Origin of the sequence: Tengunoibacter tsumagoiensis (assembly GCF_003967535.1) — a bacterium.
Taxonomy (GTDB): domain Bacteria; phylum Chloroflexota; class Ktedonobacteria; order Ktedonobacterales; family Ktedonobacteraceae; genus Tengunoibacter; species Tengunoibacter tsumagoiensis.
In genome coordinates, this window is the sequence record NZ_BIFR01000001.1 from 554,596 (window position 1) to 570,100 (window position 15,505).

Sequence of the window (15,505 nt, forward strand, 5' to 3'; positions counted from 1 at the left end):
TTAGATCGAGAGCGCTGCCCTCGCCTCCTTTGCTTGCTGATAGACGGCTGCTGAATCATCCCCAACAACCGTAATATGCCCCATCTTGCGATCAAATTTGCTCTCTCTCTTGCCATAGAGGTGCACAAACACGTGCTCTGGATCATATGTCTGAGACCAGCGAGGCTCGGCAGGACCGTTGTGCGTCCCCAGAATATTCTCCATCACTGCTACTGGATAGAGCATCTCAGTAGAGGTAAGTGGAAGATTGGTAATAGCTCGAAGATGCTGGGTGTACTGCGAAGTTCGACAGGCCTCAATACTATAGTGGCCCGAATTGTGGGGGCGGGGCGCAATCTCGTTCAGCCAGATCTTTCCTGCCTTATCAAGGAAGAACTCAACGCCAAAGATGCCAATCCCATTCAGATGATCGATCGCTTGATGCGCAATAGCCTGGGCCTCCTGCTGTAACTCCAGGGAAACAGGAGCCGGTGCAATGACTGTCAGACAGATATCGCGTTCATGAATCATCTCGACAACTGGATGGACTGCTATCTCGCCACGCTCATTGCGCGCAATCATCAGGCCCAGTTCTTTATCCAGTTCGATACACTTCTCGACATAGAGCTCGCGATCGCCCAGTTTGGCCAGGGCAGCTTCTATATCCTCTGGTCCATTGATACGAGCGTTTCCGCGCCCATCGTAAGCATCCTTCTTGGCCTTGAGCACAAGCGGATAGCCCCACTCCCTGACAGCTAGCTCAATTTCAGCCGCTGAGGCGAGAGAACGATAAGGGGCAACTGGAATCCCATATTGGGAGAGAAATTCTTTTTGCGCAAATTTATTCTGAATAATCGCAAGTAGCTCTGGCGAGGGATAGATCTTTACACCTTCAGCCTGAAGAGTCCGCAGAGCTTCCGTATTAATATGCTCAATCTCATACGTCAAAATATCAGACTGTTCGGCAAGCTGACGTAACGAGGAGAGATCTTTGAGGCTCCCGACAATCTGTTCCGCCACTACTGAGGCTGGACAATCTGGAGTTGGATCAAGAACAGTCACACGGGCATAGCCCATAGCTCTGGCCGCCTCACTAAGCATAAGGCCGAGCTGCCCTCCTCCGATAATACCAATACGGGTTGATGCAATAATTGCAGCTTCTGGATCATTCTGGGTCGTGTTCACTGGAATTGGTTCTCCTTCTATTGCTGGCTACTTCATTGTAACCATGGGCTCCCAGGAGTGTCAATCTTTCTCTTGGGTTCTATACGCTTGCTCACAGAGATGCCTCTTCACGATACCGCAACAGCACTGATTGATTCCAATTGCAGCGTTTTTAACAGTTTTGCGATATGAAAGGGTGAGATCTCAACGTACCTGGAACCTGGAGGTGACAAAACAGGGATGAAAGCGCAACATTCTCCAATCCTGGAGCGAGCTCATCTTGCTCATCTGTATCAACAATGTGCTCCAAAGATATTGGAATACATCTATCGACAGGTATCTTCTTTTGCGGATGCCGAAGATATTCTGACCGATGTCTTTATGGCCTCTCTTGAAAGTACCTTGTTTGCGTCATTAACGGAGCCAGAACAGCAGGCCTGGTTATGGCGGGTAGCCCGCAATAAAGTCATTGACACCTATCGAAAATCACAGAGAGCGCCTCTTTCAATTTTTCGCGAGAATCAGGAGCAGTTTATCGATGAAATAATGCCAGATCCAGAACAGATCAGCATCCAGCAAGAAGAGGAAAATATGCTGGCTCAGTTGATTAAACGCCTGCCGCCACTTCAGCAACGGGTCTTGTATCTAAGATTTGGTGAGAATCTACGCTGTGCTCAGATTGCCAGTCAGATCGGAAAGCGCGAAAGCAGTATTCGTTCGCTTCTTTCACGCGCGCTCGGACTCCTACGTCAGCACTATCACGAACAAGAGAAAGGGGGCAAACAGCATGAAACCGTACGATGATCCGTTTCAGCCCGAGCACATTGAAGAGCAACTTGAATGGCTAGCCAGAAACGCTGATACAGAGGAGCAGCGGAAGAGTGCTCAGCTTATCAAAAAACTTCAAAGCTACTATGAAACACAACAGAAACAGGAGCTCCTGGCTCGAGCATGGAAGCAGATTGACCATCACTATGAAACGATACTTCCAGCCAGTCAGACTACAACGTCAGAAAAGTTTGAAAGGTCCGGTAAATATTCTATGCAAAAAGCAGTCAAAGAAGGTACAACAAAGTCATCTTTTCAGGGTTGGACGACTCTAGCAGCCGTCATTATCCTCGTTTTCCTGGTTGGTAGCATGGCATTTGTGCTCAATCGCGCTGGAATGACCAGAGGTGGAACTGGTTCAGGCGGTGGAACGTTTCCTTGTGCCACAACTACTTCCATAGGAAAATGGCCAACCCCAATACCAACCGGGGGATCAACACCCCTACCAACTGAGGGATCAACCCCAACCCCAATGGCAACTTCGATCCCCTCCAAACCCTGTTCCACGCCAGTTCCAGCGTGTACGCCAGAACAAACGACACCAACGCCAGCACCTTCTACCAGTGACTCATCGGGTTCTATCTCCATCACACCCACGATTGAACCCACAATGCCATCAGTTGCGGTCACACCTAAAGCTAAAAGCACTGCAACTGAAACAGGGATAGACTCTGCCTCTGTGACGGCAACAGTTGGTGCGTCACATGAGCCAACACCAACACCACTGCCAGCATGGGGAGACTGTACATCGTCATCGGAACAGAAATAAGCGAAGAGGAAAAATTGCGGGAGGCCGGCATCTCACACAAATGCGCGGCCTTCATATGCATGGGGTCTTGAAACTGTGTACAGAACTATTCGTGACCAAACACATGTCAGTCATCTTCAGAGATAACTGACGGCAAAACTCATCTCTGACTGAGAAAAGCCACTCCTGGTCCTGGATAAAATTGAGAGTCTGTAACCGCCTCTGGATGATTCCCCCAGTTCACCGAACTTGCGATAACAGAAGTGCCATTATTGAGAACCTGCTCTACAACACCAACGTGACCCCATTGAGACGCCCCCTGCACACCAGCGCTAAGGACGATGATAGAGCCTACCGTTGGATAGCCGGAGACACGCCAGCCGTATTCGACAGCCCGCGCAATCCACTGACCAGCATTAGCATTGGTGTGCCAGGGTACAAATACGCCGTGTATTTGATAATACCTCTGGTTGGCCCACCATGTACATTGTCCATAAGGAAACACATTAGCTCTACTGCCAGCTCGTGCGGCGGCAAGCAGTGCATAGGGTAATACCTGTTCCATGCCGAAGGCCACAACCTGTTTGTGGGCAGCTCTATCGTGCAGAACAACAGTCGACTTAATGAGCTCTGCCGGAGCCGCCTGCTTAAGCAGCAATACCGGGGCTTGCGACTGATTAGGTACGACCAGAAGTGCTTTTTTCGTTTCCTGTGCAGCCTGACTCGCTCTCTCTGTTATTCCCTTTGCATCTACACAGAGAGTAGAATGAAGTGCTAGATAGCGAACGTACAAAGGATGAACTGGTACCGTGATCATCCCTGGATAGTGCGAGAATGCTGCCATCTGCTCCAGGATCTCTGCCCTGGGCAAAAGTGAGGACTGGTCAGTGCTTGAGCAAGTGGTAAGCGGTCGTGCATCGATCTCCTCCACAGGCGCTCTCAGCGGTGTTCCAATGAAACCAAATCCAAAGACTGAAGCTATAAACGTTTTCACTACAAAATTCACTACGTTGTACCGCTGGAAAACTTTCCAGGCTCGTCGTTGTGTTTGCAATGTATCCTCTTTCGAATATACAACTTGCAGACCCCCGCACACGTCCTTTTCTTTGCCTTCTCAAGCACATCCATGGACGTACATTTGCACTATACACAGCAACTATTTATGGTACATATCTATCTAATAATGCTTGCACTTTTATAGCTTCTAAAAGCGTAGCATCTCTGCTATAGAAAGAAACAGAATGGCCTGGACCAGCGAATTTGCTGGTCCAGGCCTGATACTTTAACGCACTCCGTGTCTACTTATAATAACAGGCCTTCACGGTTCCCGGGATAGGATCGGTAAACGTGCTGTTGTTACAGGCAGTGTTGCTGCTTTCCGTCTTATAGATGAACTTTCCGTTGGCTCCATAGGCTACGGAGACGGTTCCCGTAACTGCACAGGTTCCATTCTCGTCAGCACATTTGGTCCAACTGGTTGGTGGAACAGGAGCGACATCGCATGTCTTCTTCGTCCCCTTGATGGGATCACCAAAGGCACCATTGTTACATTTAATGCTATTCGTCGCCGTCTGGTAATTGTAGTGCCCATTGGCTCCATAGCGGACCACCTGTGTACCACTAAAGGTGCAGGTGCCCCCTTCCTTGGCACACGCGGTCCAGTCCGTTGGAACAGGTGTTGGACTTGGTGTTGCTGTCGGACTTGGTGTCGCCGTTGGGCTTGGCGTTGGCGTTGGACTTGGTGTCGCTGTCGGACTTGGTGTCGGCGTCGGGGTTGGAGTACCATTTGAAGCCGTCACACAGACAGGCTGCGAATTGGCACTCTCGCCTACGTTATTGATCGCAGAGACAACATAGCAGTACTGTGTTCCACTCGTCAGATCATAGTCTGTCAGATTGTCGGTCGAAAGATTGACAATCGTCGTAAATGGACCGCTCTGTGATGAACCACGTTTGACGTTGTAGAGCTCTGCAAACCCGGCCAATTGCCATGCAACGGGTGACCAGTTCAGCGAGACCGTTCCATCCGTATTGGCGACAGCCTGAAGATTGGTTGGACTATCAGGTACCGCCTCGGTTGGTGTCAGTGTAATCACGGCAGAGTCAACACTTTCGCCTGCGCTGTTCACAGCGGAGACGACATAGTAGTAGGTCGTGCCCTTCGCCAGACTGGTATCGTAGTAGACGGTCCCATACTGCGAGTGAACCTTATTGAAAGGTCCCGTGGCAGAAGAGCTCTGCTTGATATTGTAGCTGACGGCATGCGGAACGGCGGGCCAGCTGATCCGAACTTCGCCGCCACCTCCCAGGAAGGGAGCATCATTTCCACCAGCCTGTCCGACGACTCCCGTTGGCTGAGCTGGTGCTACTGCTGGCGTGGGCACGATCCGATACTGCGGAGAGAGGGCGCTCTCACCAGCAGCGTTCAGAGCGGAGACCACATAGTAGTAAATGGTATCATTGCTCACGGTGGTATCGGTATAGCTCGTTGTATTCGATGTCCCGATCTGGGTGTAGGGTCCACCACTGGTCGTGCTGCGTTTGATACTGTAACTGGTTGCCGTCGTGACATTCTCCCAGTTCAGAGCTACCGAGCCATCGCTGACGCTTGAGCGCACGTTGATCGGAGCCGAGGGAACGATGGCCGAACCACCGCCACTGGTCAGGGTCACGACGATACCAGCGGTCGAAAGAGCGTTCTGTCCATCGCTGGATGAGGCTGCAGTACTATTCAAAAACAGGGTGTGTAGTCCGGGTGTGAGCGTCACCGAGACACTCGTAGAATCGCCAGCAGTTCCCTGAGGAAGCTGAACCGTTCCCAGTGAGCTGTTGTCAACAAGAACTTGAAGGGTTGAGGTGGCCGTGCTGGCGGTTCCATTCACTTTAATTGAATAGGTGCCTGCCGCAGGAGCACGCAGCAGATACTCTTCGCTGCTATTGGTATTCCAACCAATACTCACTGATGAACCTGGAGCGACCAGATTATTGTCTCCAGTGATGTGCTGGCTGGGATCGATCGCGACACTATCACTAACGCTCCAGGGCAGAACAAAGCCATCGGTCAACGCTGGTCGCGCCTGGCCTTGTAAGTTCAAGACACCCTGGTACTTCCCATAGTTGAGGTTGTTATAGTTCTCAAAGGTATACCAGTCACCATAATCGCCTGGACGCCCCGGCCCAACAGAAAAGAAGTTGACGGCATCGCCACCAATCGCGAAGTAATTCTCCTGATAGTAGCGCGGAATAAAGTCTGCAAAGCGAGGGCTGCGAGTGGCATTCCCCTGAATACCTGCATTGAGCGATGGGCCCGACTCATAGCCAACCTGATGAATCCCCAGATAGCTGGCGGCAGTCTGCCAGGCGATAAAGGAGAGGCGGCGCTGGCCGGCGGAGGTATAGAAGGTATCGATGATGTTATTCACAGCATTAGGATCAGCGGGATCAGCAAAGGGCGCTCGTCCACCCTCTTTCTCAACGCTCCCATCGGTGTAAAGAGGCTCGCCTGAATCTACATAAGGAGCCTCACCAATACCATAAATGGTGTTTTTCGTGGGCTGATTCAGCTGACCTTCAGCCCAGAGCAGAGCCGACTGGACATCCAATGCATGCCCATACTGCCACAGCACTACCGGACGAATGGTATCTGGCAGCGAGTTTGCCCCATAGACACCGGCAAAGTCATTGGCTATCTGGAAGGTCCGCTTGGCCTCCCACTGCAGAGCACTAATGCCCTGGCTCGATGAGATCCCATTGGTATACCAGCACTGGGTGAACTGACAGTTCCAGTCCTCATTGCCCAGTTCGATATAGAGATGCAGGCTGGGATCCAATCCTGGATAGGTCACCCCACCGACGGTATCGCCATTCTTAAACAGGTTGGCCAGACTGGTGAAGTAGCTATCATCCGCCGTCACCGGCAAGTTGATCCAGGGATCTGCATGCAACTGATTGCTCATCTGGATGATGTATTCCCAGGGCACCCCAAAGCCACGAACCGCTCCAGTATTTTTGGAAGGCAGATTCCAATAGCTATCGGTAGGCAACGAACGATCCGACCACTGAGGCGCGACATACGCAGTCCCATTGAAGATGTTGTAGCCAGTTGTGCCCGTATCAAATGTGCGTAAGGTTGATGGATGGACGGCGGCCAACGCATTGACCGAGCGATCAGTGAAAACTTTGGTCGTACTGGCATCATAGCCGGGACGGAACAGATGCACATTCGTGACGCCATCGCCAGCGGTATCACCAGGCATGCGCTGAGTCTGTGTGAAGTTGATCGAGAGCAACCAGCGATTCTTGGGGACCACGATATCAGCCGTGGTGGTATTGCTATTGCTATCATAGACCACGTTCTGGATGCTCAGGGAGTCAGACGCATCCACATCCGTGCCAATCGAGAGAGTCGCTTTGCCATTGAAGGAGAGATGATAGGTGCCACTATCATCGTAGGGTGTCCCATCAAAGTCTGGTCCCGACCAGGGCTTATTGCGTCGATCATCGGCAAAGATGGATTCAAAATCCTGCTGAGGCCAGCCATTCACATCATAGGTAATATCCGTGGTCGCCGTTGAGATCTTCTGAAAGCGTGGGCCCCCTTTGATCATATCGACCCACTCAAAGCCAAATTCGGCTCCTAAGGGGACAGGATTGGTGGCTGCGGCAGCTGACTTTTTCGCTGCCTGAGCTTTCGCCGTCTGCTGACCGGTGGGAACCACTGCCAGAAATCCTACCACAAAGGGCAACACACAAAGAACCGAGATCAGTGAGTACAGAGTGCGACTACGCAGTCGCTTGACAGGCTGCTGGCCCGGTGCGATCTCCAGGCCGAGCGGAAGGCGACGAGTATCATCCATGACAAGGTCTCCTCATAACATGAGATTTGTACAACATAGAACACGCTCGTGCATTCGCAACGTTGAATGCACGCTCTTTTCGATAAGCGGTCAACCGGAAGACAGACAGAAGGCTTCCATTCGCGGGTGCTGGCCACTCAATTTCTTGAGCGCGACACCACTTGCATGGATCTCCTCTGAAAAGAAAGTTTCCTATCCCAGGATAGTATGAGATGCTCCTTTCATTCGTATTGGAAGCAGCAAAACTCCCTGATCTAGTCCATACTATCTATATCTATACAACTGCCTCTATTCAAAAAAGGCATGAGCACTCATACTGTCATTCACATGTCCAGCGTAAATAGCACAATGACAGCAGAAAGAAAGGCAGTGTGTACGCACGTGAAAGTACCAGCGGTACTGAGTAAAGAAGGTAGGGTGACGACTCTTTACAACATTGTATTCTGTCTATAGGTGTAATACTTCTCTGTATTTTTAGTAATGAGGATTCATATTTGAATTATATTGGATTATACTAGATTATATACTATACAACACTATCTCTTCGAATATGGTAGTATGGCCAGAAGCCTGTTAAAGATTTCTTCAACTTTTTACAAACTGGCTTTCACAATACCCTGGATACAGGTCTCTTGACAAATATGAACGATAGTGCATCTATACAGTACAATGCTCTATCAATATCGGTGCTTCAAAGCATTTTTTCTTCTGCAAATACAAACGATGTTAAGTTTCATCTGCAATTATGCTTCAAAACATCACTATCAAAAAGATCACTAGCTATATACTAAAGTATAAAGGTTCATTTTGTCAAGTCTACGCTCATGGCGGAATGCAATTGAAAATCTTGCTCATATCCAGATATATGCTAAAGAAGCTTCTTCCTCTGTTCCACCTCAACTATCGTCACTCCTTCATGGCTCAGCTTGAACATTGATTATGGTGAGGCTGCCATTGTGGAATGGGACATTTCGGCAGGAGACAAGCTACCTGCCCTACTTGTCTTATCATATCCTAATCTTTTTCACATATAAAAACACGTCAAGTAGGGAAAGTAGCTTGTCTCTTTCCTCTGTTGCCACTCCGCTCTATGAGCCCCGCCATAGCTCAACGTGAAACGGCAAACGGGAAATGATGCTATGGAGGGGCTCACATTGTGGCATGGGACGTTTCGGCAGGAGACAAGCTACCTGCCCTACTTGTCTTATCATATCCTAATCTTTTTCACATATAAAAACACGTCAAGTAGGGAAAGTCGCTTGTCTCTTTCCTCTCTTCCCACTCCGCTGTGTGAGCTCCTCCATAGTTCAATGAGAAACTGGAAACGTGAACAAAATCTATAGAGGATAGAATGAGGCCCGGGTCAGGAACTTCCCTGATCCGGGCCTCGCTATGGGTCTACTTATAATAACAGGCCTTCACCGTTCCCACGATAGGATCGGTAAACGTGCTGTTGTTACAGGCAGTATTGCTACTTTCCGTCTTATAGATGAACTTTCCGCTGGCTCCATAGGCTACGGTGACGGTTCCCGTGACTGCACAGGTTCCATTCTCGTCAGCACATTTGGTCCAACTGGTTGGAGGTACAGGGGCAACGGAGCAGGATTTAAATGTGCCGACAATGGGATCACCAAAGACGGTATTGTTGCAACCAATGCTCCCCGTCGCTGTCTGATAATAGTAGTGCCCATTGGCTCCATAGCGGACCACCTGCGTGCCACTAAAAGTGCAGGTGCCCCCCTCATTGGCACACGTTGTCCAGCCCGTTGGGACAGGTGTTGGACTTGGTGTCGCCGTTGGGCTTGGCGTTGGCGTTGGACTTGGGGTCGCTGTCGGACTTGGTGTCGGCGTCGGGGTTGGGGTCCCATTGCCTGAAGCCGTCACACAGACAGGCTGTGAATTGGCACTCTCGCCTGAGTTATTGATTGCAGAGACAACATAGCAGTACTGCGTTCCACTCGTCAGACCATAGTCTGTCAGATTGTCGGTCGAAAGATTGACAATCGTCGTAAACGGACCGCTCTGTGATGAACCACGTTTGACGTTGTAGAGCTCTGCAAAACCTGCCAATTGCCATGCAACGGGTGACCAGTTCAACGAGACCGTTCCATCCGTATTGGCTACAGCCTGAAGATTGGTTGGACTTGCAGGCACCGTCTCGGTTGGTGTCAGTGTAATCACAGCAGAATCAACACTTTCACCCGCGCTGTTCACAGCGGAGACGACATAGTAGTAGGTTGTGCCCTTCGCCAGGCTGGTATCGTAGTAGACGGTCCCATACTGCGAGTGAACCTTATTGAAAGGTCCTGTGGCAGAAGAGCTCTGCTTGATGTTGTAGCTGACGGCATGCGGAACGGCGGGCCAGCTGATCCGAACTTCGCCGCCACCTCCCAGGAAGGGAGCATCATTTCCACCAGCCTGTCCGACGACTCCCGTTGGCTGAGCTGGAGCTACCGCTGGTGTGGGCACGATCCGATACTGCGGAGAGAGGGCGCTCTCACCAGCAGCGTTCAGAGCGGAGACTACATAGTAGTAAATGGTATCATTGCTCACGGTGGTATCGGTATAGCTCGTTGTATTCGATGTCCCGATCTGGGTGTAGGGTCCACCACTGGTCGTGCTGCGTTTGATACTGTAACTGGTTGCCGTCGTGACACTCTCCCAGTTCAGAGCTACCGAGCTATCGCTGACGCTTGAGCGCACGTTGATCGGAGCCGAGGGCACGATGGCCGAACCACCACCACTGGTCAGGGTCACGACGATACCAGCGGTCGAAAGAGCGTTCTGTCCATCGCTAGATGAGGCTGCAGTACTATTCAACAACAGCGTGTGCAGTCCGGGTGTGAGCGTCACCGAGACACTCGTGGAATCTCCGGCCGTTCCCTGAGGAAGCTGGACTGTCCCCAGTGAGCTGTTGTCAACAAGAACTTGGAGGGTTGAGGTGGCCGTGCTGGCGGTTCCATTCACTTTAATTGCATAGGTGCCTGCCGCAGGAGCGCGCAGCAGATATTCTTCGCTGCTATTGGTATTCCAACCAATACTCACTGATGAGCCTGGAGCGACCAGATTATTGTCTCCAGTGATGTGCTGGCTGGGATCGATCGCGACACTACCACTGACGTTCCAGGGCAGAACAAAGCCATCAGTCAACGCTGGTCGCGCCTGGCCTTGTAAGTTCAAGACACCCTGGTACTTCCCATAGTTGAGGTTGTTATAGTCCTCAAAGGTATACCAGTCACCATAATCACCTGGACGCCCACGCCCAACAGCAAAGAAGTTGACGGCATCGCCACCAATCGCGAAGTAATTCTCCTGATAGTAGCGCGGAATAAAGTCTGCAAAGCGGGGGCTGCGAGTGGCATTCCCCTGAATACCTGCATTCAGCGATGGGCCCGACTCATAACCAACCTGATGAATCCCCAGATAGCTGGCAGCGGTCTGCCAGGCGATAAAGGAGAGACGGCGCTGGCCGGCGGAAGTGTAGAAGGTATCGATGATGTTATTCACAGCATTGGGATCAGCGGGATCAGCAAAGGGCGCTCGTCCACCCTCTTTCTCAACGCTCCCGTCGGTGTAAAGAGGCTCGCCTGAATCTACATAAGGAGCCTCACCAATGCCATAAATGGTGTTTTTCGTGGGCTGATTCAGCTGACCTTCAGCCCAGAGCAGGGCTGACTGGACATCCAATGCATGCCCATACTGCCACAGCACCACTGGACGAATGGTATTTGGTAGTGAACCAGAACCAAACACGCTGGCAAAGTCATTGGCGATCTGGAAGGTCCGCTTGGCCTCCCATTGGAGACCCGTAATTCCCTGGTTCGAAGAGATCCCATTGGTATACCAGCACTGGGTGAACTGACAGTTCCAGTTCTCATTGCCCAGTTCGATATAGAGATGCAGGCTGGGATCCAGTCCTGGATAGGTCACCCCACCAACGGTATCACCATTCTTGAACAGGTTCGCCAGACTGGTAAAGTAGCTATCATCCGCCGTCACCGGCAGGTTGATCCAGGGATCTGCATGCAACTGATTGCTCATCTGGATGATGTATTCCCAGGGCACCCCAAAGCCACGAACCGCTCCAGTATTTTTGGAAGGCAGATTCCAATAGCTATCAGTAGGCAACGAACGATCCGACCACTGAGGCGCGACATACGCAGTCCCATTGAAGATGTTGTAGCCGGTTGTCCCCGTATCAAATGTGCGTAAGGTTGATGGATGGACGGCAGCCAACGCATTGACCGAGCGATCCGTCAAGAGTTTGGTCGTGCTGGCATCATAGCCGGGACGGAACAGATGCACATTCGTGACGCCATCGCCAGCGGTATCACCAGGCATGCGCTGAGTCTGGGTGAAGTTGATCGATTGCAGCCAGCGATTCTTGGGAACCACGATATCAGCTGTGGTGGTATTGCTGTTGCTATCATAGACCACATTCTGGATGCTCAGGGAGTCAGGCGCATCCACATCAGTGCCAATAGACAGGGTCGCTTTACCATTGAAGGAGAGATGATAGGTGCCACTATCATCGTAGGGTGTCCCATCAAAGTCTGGTCCCGACCAGGGCTTATTGCGTCGATCATCGATAAAGATGGATTCAAAATCCTGCTGAGGCCAGCCATTCACATCATAGGTAATATCCGTGGTCGCCGTTGAGATCTTCTGAAAGCGAGGGCCCCCTTTGACCATATCGACCCACTCAAAGCCAAATTCGGCTCCTAAGGGGACAGGATTGGTGACTGCGGCAGCTGACTTTTTCGCTGCCTGAGCTTTCGCCGTCTGCTGACCGGTGGGAACCACTGCCAGAAATCCTACCACAAAGGGCAACACACAAAGAACCGAGATCAGTGAGTACAGAGTGCGACTACGCAGTCGCTTGACAGGCTGCTGGCCCGGTGCGATCTCCAGGCCGAGCGGAAGGCGACGAGTATCATCCATGACAAAGTCTCCTCATAACGCGAGAATTGTACAACACAGAACATGCCCGTGCATTCGCAACGTTGAATGCACGCTCTTTTCGATAAGCGGTCAACCGGAAGACAGACAGAAGGCTTCCATTCGCGGGTGCTGGCCACTCAATTTCTTGAGCGCGACACCACTTCGCATGAATCTCCTCTGAAAAAGAAGGGTTTATGCAGAGTGGCGAACCCCTGTCATAAATAGGATGAGATGCTCCCTCCTTTCATCCTTATTGGAAGCAGTGAAACTCCCTGATCTATTCCATACTATCCATATCTATACAACTGCCCCATACTCGAAAAGAGCATGAGCACTTATACTGTCATCCACATGTCCAACGTAGATCGTGTAATGACAGCAGAAAGGCAGTGTGTATGCACGTGAAAGGACCAGATGTACGAGTAAAGAAAGTAGAGTTACGACTTGTTACAACATTGTATGCTGTCTATAGGTGTAATACTTCTCTGTATTTTTAGTAATGAGGATTACTATTCGGGCTATATTATCTGTAATACTTTCTCATCTGGAGAGAGTATTTTTAGAAGCCCGTTTAAGGTTTTCTTATAAATAAGGGATGATCGTGAGTGCATCAATGCATTACAATGCTAATGCTTCAAAGCTTCTTTTCTTCTACGAAAGGAAACGACACGATGCCGTAACTTCAATTATTCTTCAAAATATCACTAGCTATATACTAAAGTATATAGGTTCATTTTGTCAAGTCTGCGTTCAGGGCCAAATGCAATTGAAAATCTCGCTCATACCCAGATGTATGCTGAAGAGGCTCCTTCCTCTGTTCGGGTTCTGTGATATGAGCCCCTCCATCGCTCAATGGGAAATTGGAAATGGGACAGAAGCTATGGTGAGGTTCACATCGCGGAATGGGACGTTTCGGCAGGAGACAAGCTACCTGCCCTACTTTTCTTGTCATATCCTAAGCTTTTTCGCATATAAAAACACGTCAAGTAGGGAAAGTTGCTTGTCTCTTTCCTCTCTTCCCACTCCGCTGTGTGAGCCCCACCATGGCTCAACGTGAAACGGCAAACGGGAAAGGATGCTATGGAGGGGCTCACATTGTGGCATGGGACGTTTCGGCAGGAGACAAGCTACCTGCCCTACTTTTCTTGTCATATCCTAAGCTTTTTCGCATATAAAAACACGTCAAGTAGGGAAAGTTGCTTGTCTCTTTCCTCTGTTGCCACTCCGCTGTGTGAGCCCCACCATGGCTCAACGTGAAACGGCAAACGGGAAAGGATGCTATGGAGGGGCTCACATTGTGGCATGGGACATTTCGGCAGGAGACAAGCTACCTGCCCTACTTTTCTTGTCATATCCTAATCTTTTTCACATATAAAAACACGTCAAGTATGGAAGGTCGCTTGTCTCTTTCCTCTGTTGCCACTCCGCTGTGTGAGCCCCGCCATGGCTCAACGTGAAATGGCAAACGGGAAAGGATGCTATGGAGGGGCTCACATTGTGGCATGGGACATTTCGGCAGGAGACAAGCTACCTGCCCTACTTTTCTTGTCATATCATGCTCTATTTCAGACATTAATCAATGTAATCGCTTATATACGAGGGTGAATACGGCGGGTTGAGGTTCGAATCATGAGATGTGAGCGAAGAGAAGAATGAAGAGATGTTGGATGTCCCTGCATCATCGCCAATAAAAGACGTGCAGCTTCCTGCCCCATCTCCTCAAGCGGAGGAGCCAGAGTCGTCAGACCAGATCGATCGGCACGTGGAATATTATCAAACCCAATTAATCCAAAGTCTCTCCCTGCACTCAGACCCACCTCTTGAGCGGCTGTGAGCCAACCAAGAGCAGCCCAATCGTTTGGAGCAATAAACCCTGCCTGAGAAGGCTTTTTATTCGCCATAAAGAAGTGTTTGCCTGCAGCATATCCTTCCGCATAAGGATTCCAGGAATCGGCTGATTGAGACTGTACCAGCGTCTCAAACGCCAGCTTATCCATTTGAACAAGTTGGAGCTCACTTTCTGAACGACCGGCATCGCGCAGGGCCGCTTTTACGCCACGGAGACGCTCTTTGCTCCACCACCAATCGATAATATCAAGATAGTAAATAGGATCATAGCCCTCTGCCAACAGATGTTGAACAGCACTGTATCCTGCGTAGGCATGATCATAGATCACATAGGGCAAAGGTGTAATCAATGGCTCCCAGGAAAAGAGCACGACTGGAATCTCCTGAATGTCTATCGTCGAGAGCACTATAGATGTGACATTCTGGACATCTAAAATATTCGAGATCGCAATAGCAGTTGCCCCTTGTTCAATTGCTAATAGCAGAGCCTCTTTGAGCGTGAAAACAGAGTGAAGATCAATGCCCTCAAAGCGACTGATCGAGATACTGCGACCGCCTATGCGTGACCAGGACCGCTGGAGGGAGGTAAGGATAAGCGTCATCCAATCCTGTCCGGTTTCGGGATTCGGATGAGGCGAGAGGGTAGGCGAAGCTGGCATATCGCCATCAATAAGAGCTACAGTCAGAGCCTTCGTTTTTGCCGACCGCCCTACCAGATGTTCATGATTATGCGAGATCTCAGGCACTGGCAGTTCTTGAACACTCTGCTTCTGTACAGATGACTGTGGAAGTGCGTGTACAAAGGTTCCTCGTCCATTGATCGAGTGTAGGACTCCCTCCGCCAACAGGATATTGATGGCTCGCTCGATGGTCAAAGGCGCAACCTGATATTCACTTGCCAGCTTTGGGCGGCTTGGAAGAGCACTATTTATCGCCCACTTTCCATCCAGAATCTTCTCTCGAAGATCCTGAGCAATGCGTTCATACATTGTCACGCCCTGCAAACGCTGGTTATTCCTGGTCATCTTTTCCTATTTCTTATCTCTTCTTTATTTGTAGGTTGGTCAATTCCAGGCTTGAAGAAGACAGGAAGTTATAACCATGTCTTCTTCCCAATCACTAAGGCTGGACTGCTTAGATT

General features: G+C 50.3%; 7 protein-coding genes. 2 read left to right on the forward strand and 5 right to left on the reverse strand.

The features are described from left to right. Positions 1-1,164, reverse strand: coding sequence for a 5-(carboxyamino)imidazole ribonucleotide synthase (locus EL628_RS02250; protein WP_161975216.1), 1,164 nt, complete (start codon positions 1,162-1,164; stop codon positions 1-3). 219 nt (positions 1,165-1,383) lie between these two features. Here EL628_RS02250 and EL628_RS02255 point away from each other — a divergent pair, with 219 nt between their 5' ends. Further along, on the forward strand, positions 1,384-1,947 hold the full coding sequence (locus tag EL628_RS02255; protein ID WP_126578176.1) for an RNA polymerase sigma factor: 564 nt from the start codon (positions 1,384-1,386) through the stop codon (positions 1,945-1,947). Beyond that, positions 1,931-2,740, forward strand: a complete 810-nt coding sequence (locus tag EL628_RS02260; RefSeq protein WP_126578177.1) for a hypothetical protein — start codon at positions 1,931-1,933, stop codon at positions 2,738-2,740. The genes EL628_RS02255 and EL628_RS02260 overlap by 17 nt, the downstream gene beginning before the upstream one ends. 139 nt (positions 2,741-2,879) lie before the next feature. Here the strand turns inward: EL628_RS02260 and EL628_RS02265 are convergent, their stop codons facing one another. The 4 genes from EL628_RS02265 to EL628_RS02280 all read right to left on the reverse strand — a co-directional run bounded on the left by EL628_RS02265 (position 2,880) and on the right by EL628_RS02280 (position 15,389). After that, entirely contained in the window at positions 2,880-3,773 is an 894-nt protein-coding gene (locus EL628_RS02265; RefSeq protein ID WP_126578178.1) for a CHAP domain-containing protein, read from the reverse strand. Between the two features lie 244 nt (positions 3,774-4,017). Next, the gene (locus tag EL628_RS02270; protein ID WP_126578179.1) at positions 4,018-7,575 is read right to left on the reverse strand and encodes a fibronectin type III domain-containing protein; all 3,558 of its coding nucleotides are present in this window, start codon (positions 7,573-7,575) and stop codon (positions 4,018-4,020) included. 1,398 nt (positions 7,576-8,973) lie between these two features. Beyond that, positions 8,974-12,516, reverse strand: a complete 3,543-nt coding sequence (locus EL628_RS02275; protein WP_126578180.1) for a fibronectin type III domain-containing protein — start codon at positions 12,514-12,516, stop codon at positions 8,974-8,976. A gap of 1,589 nt (positions 12,517-14,105) precedes the next feature. Further along, the gene (locus EL628_RS02280) at positions 14,106-15,389 is read right to left on the reverse strand and encodes a substrate-binding domain-containing protein (RefSeq protein ID WP_126578181.1); all 1,284 of its coding nucleotides are present in this window, start codon (positions 15,387-15,389) and stop codon (positions 14,106-14,108) included. Between the last annotated feature and the right edge of the window lie 116 nt (positions 15,390-15,505).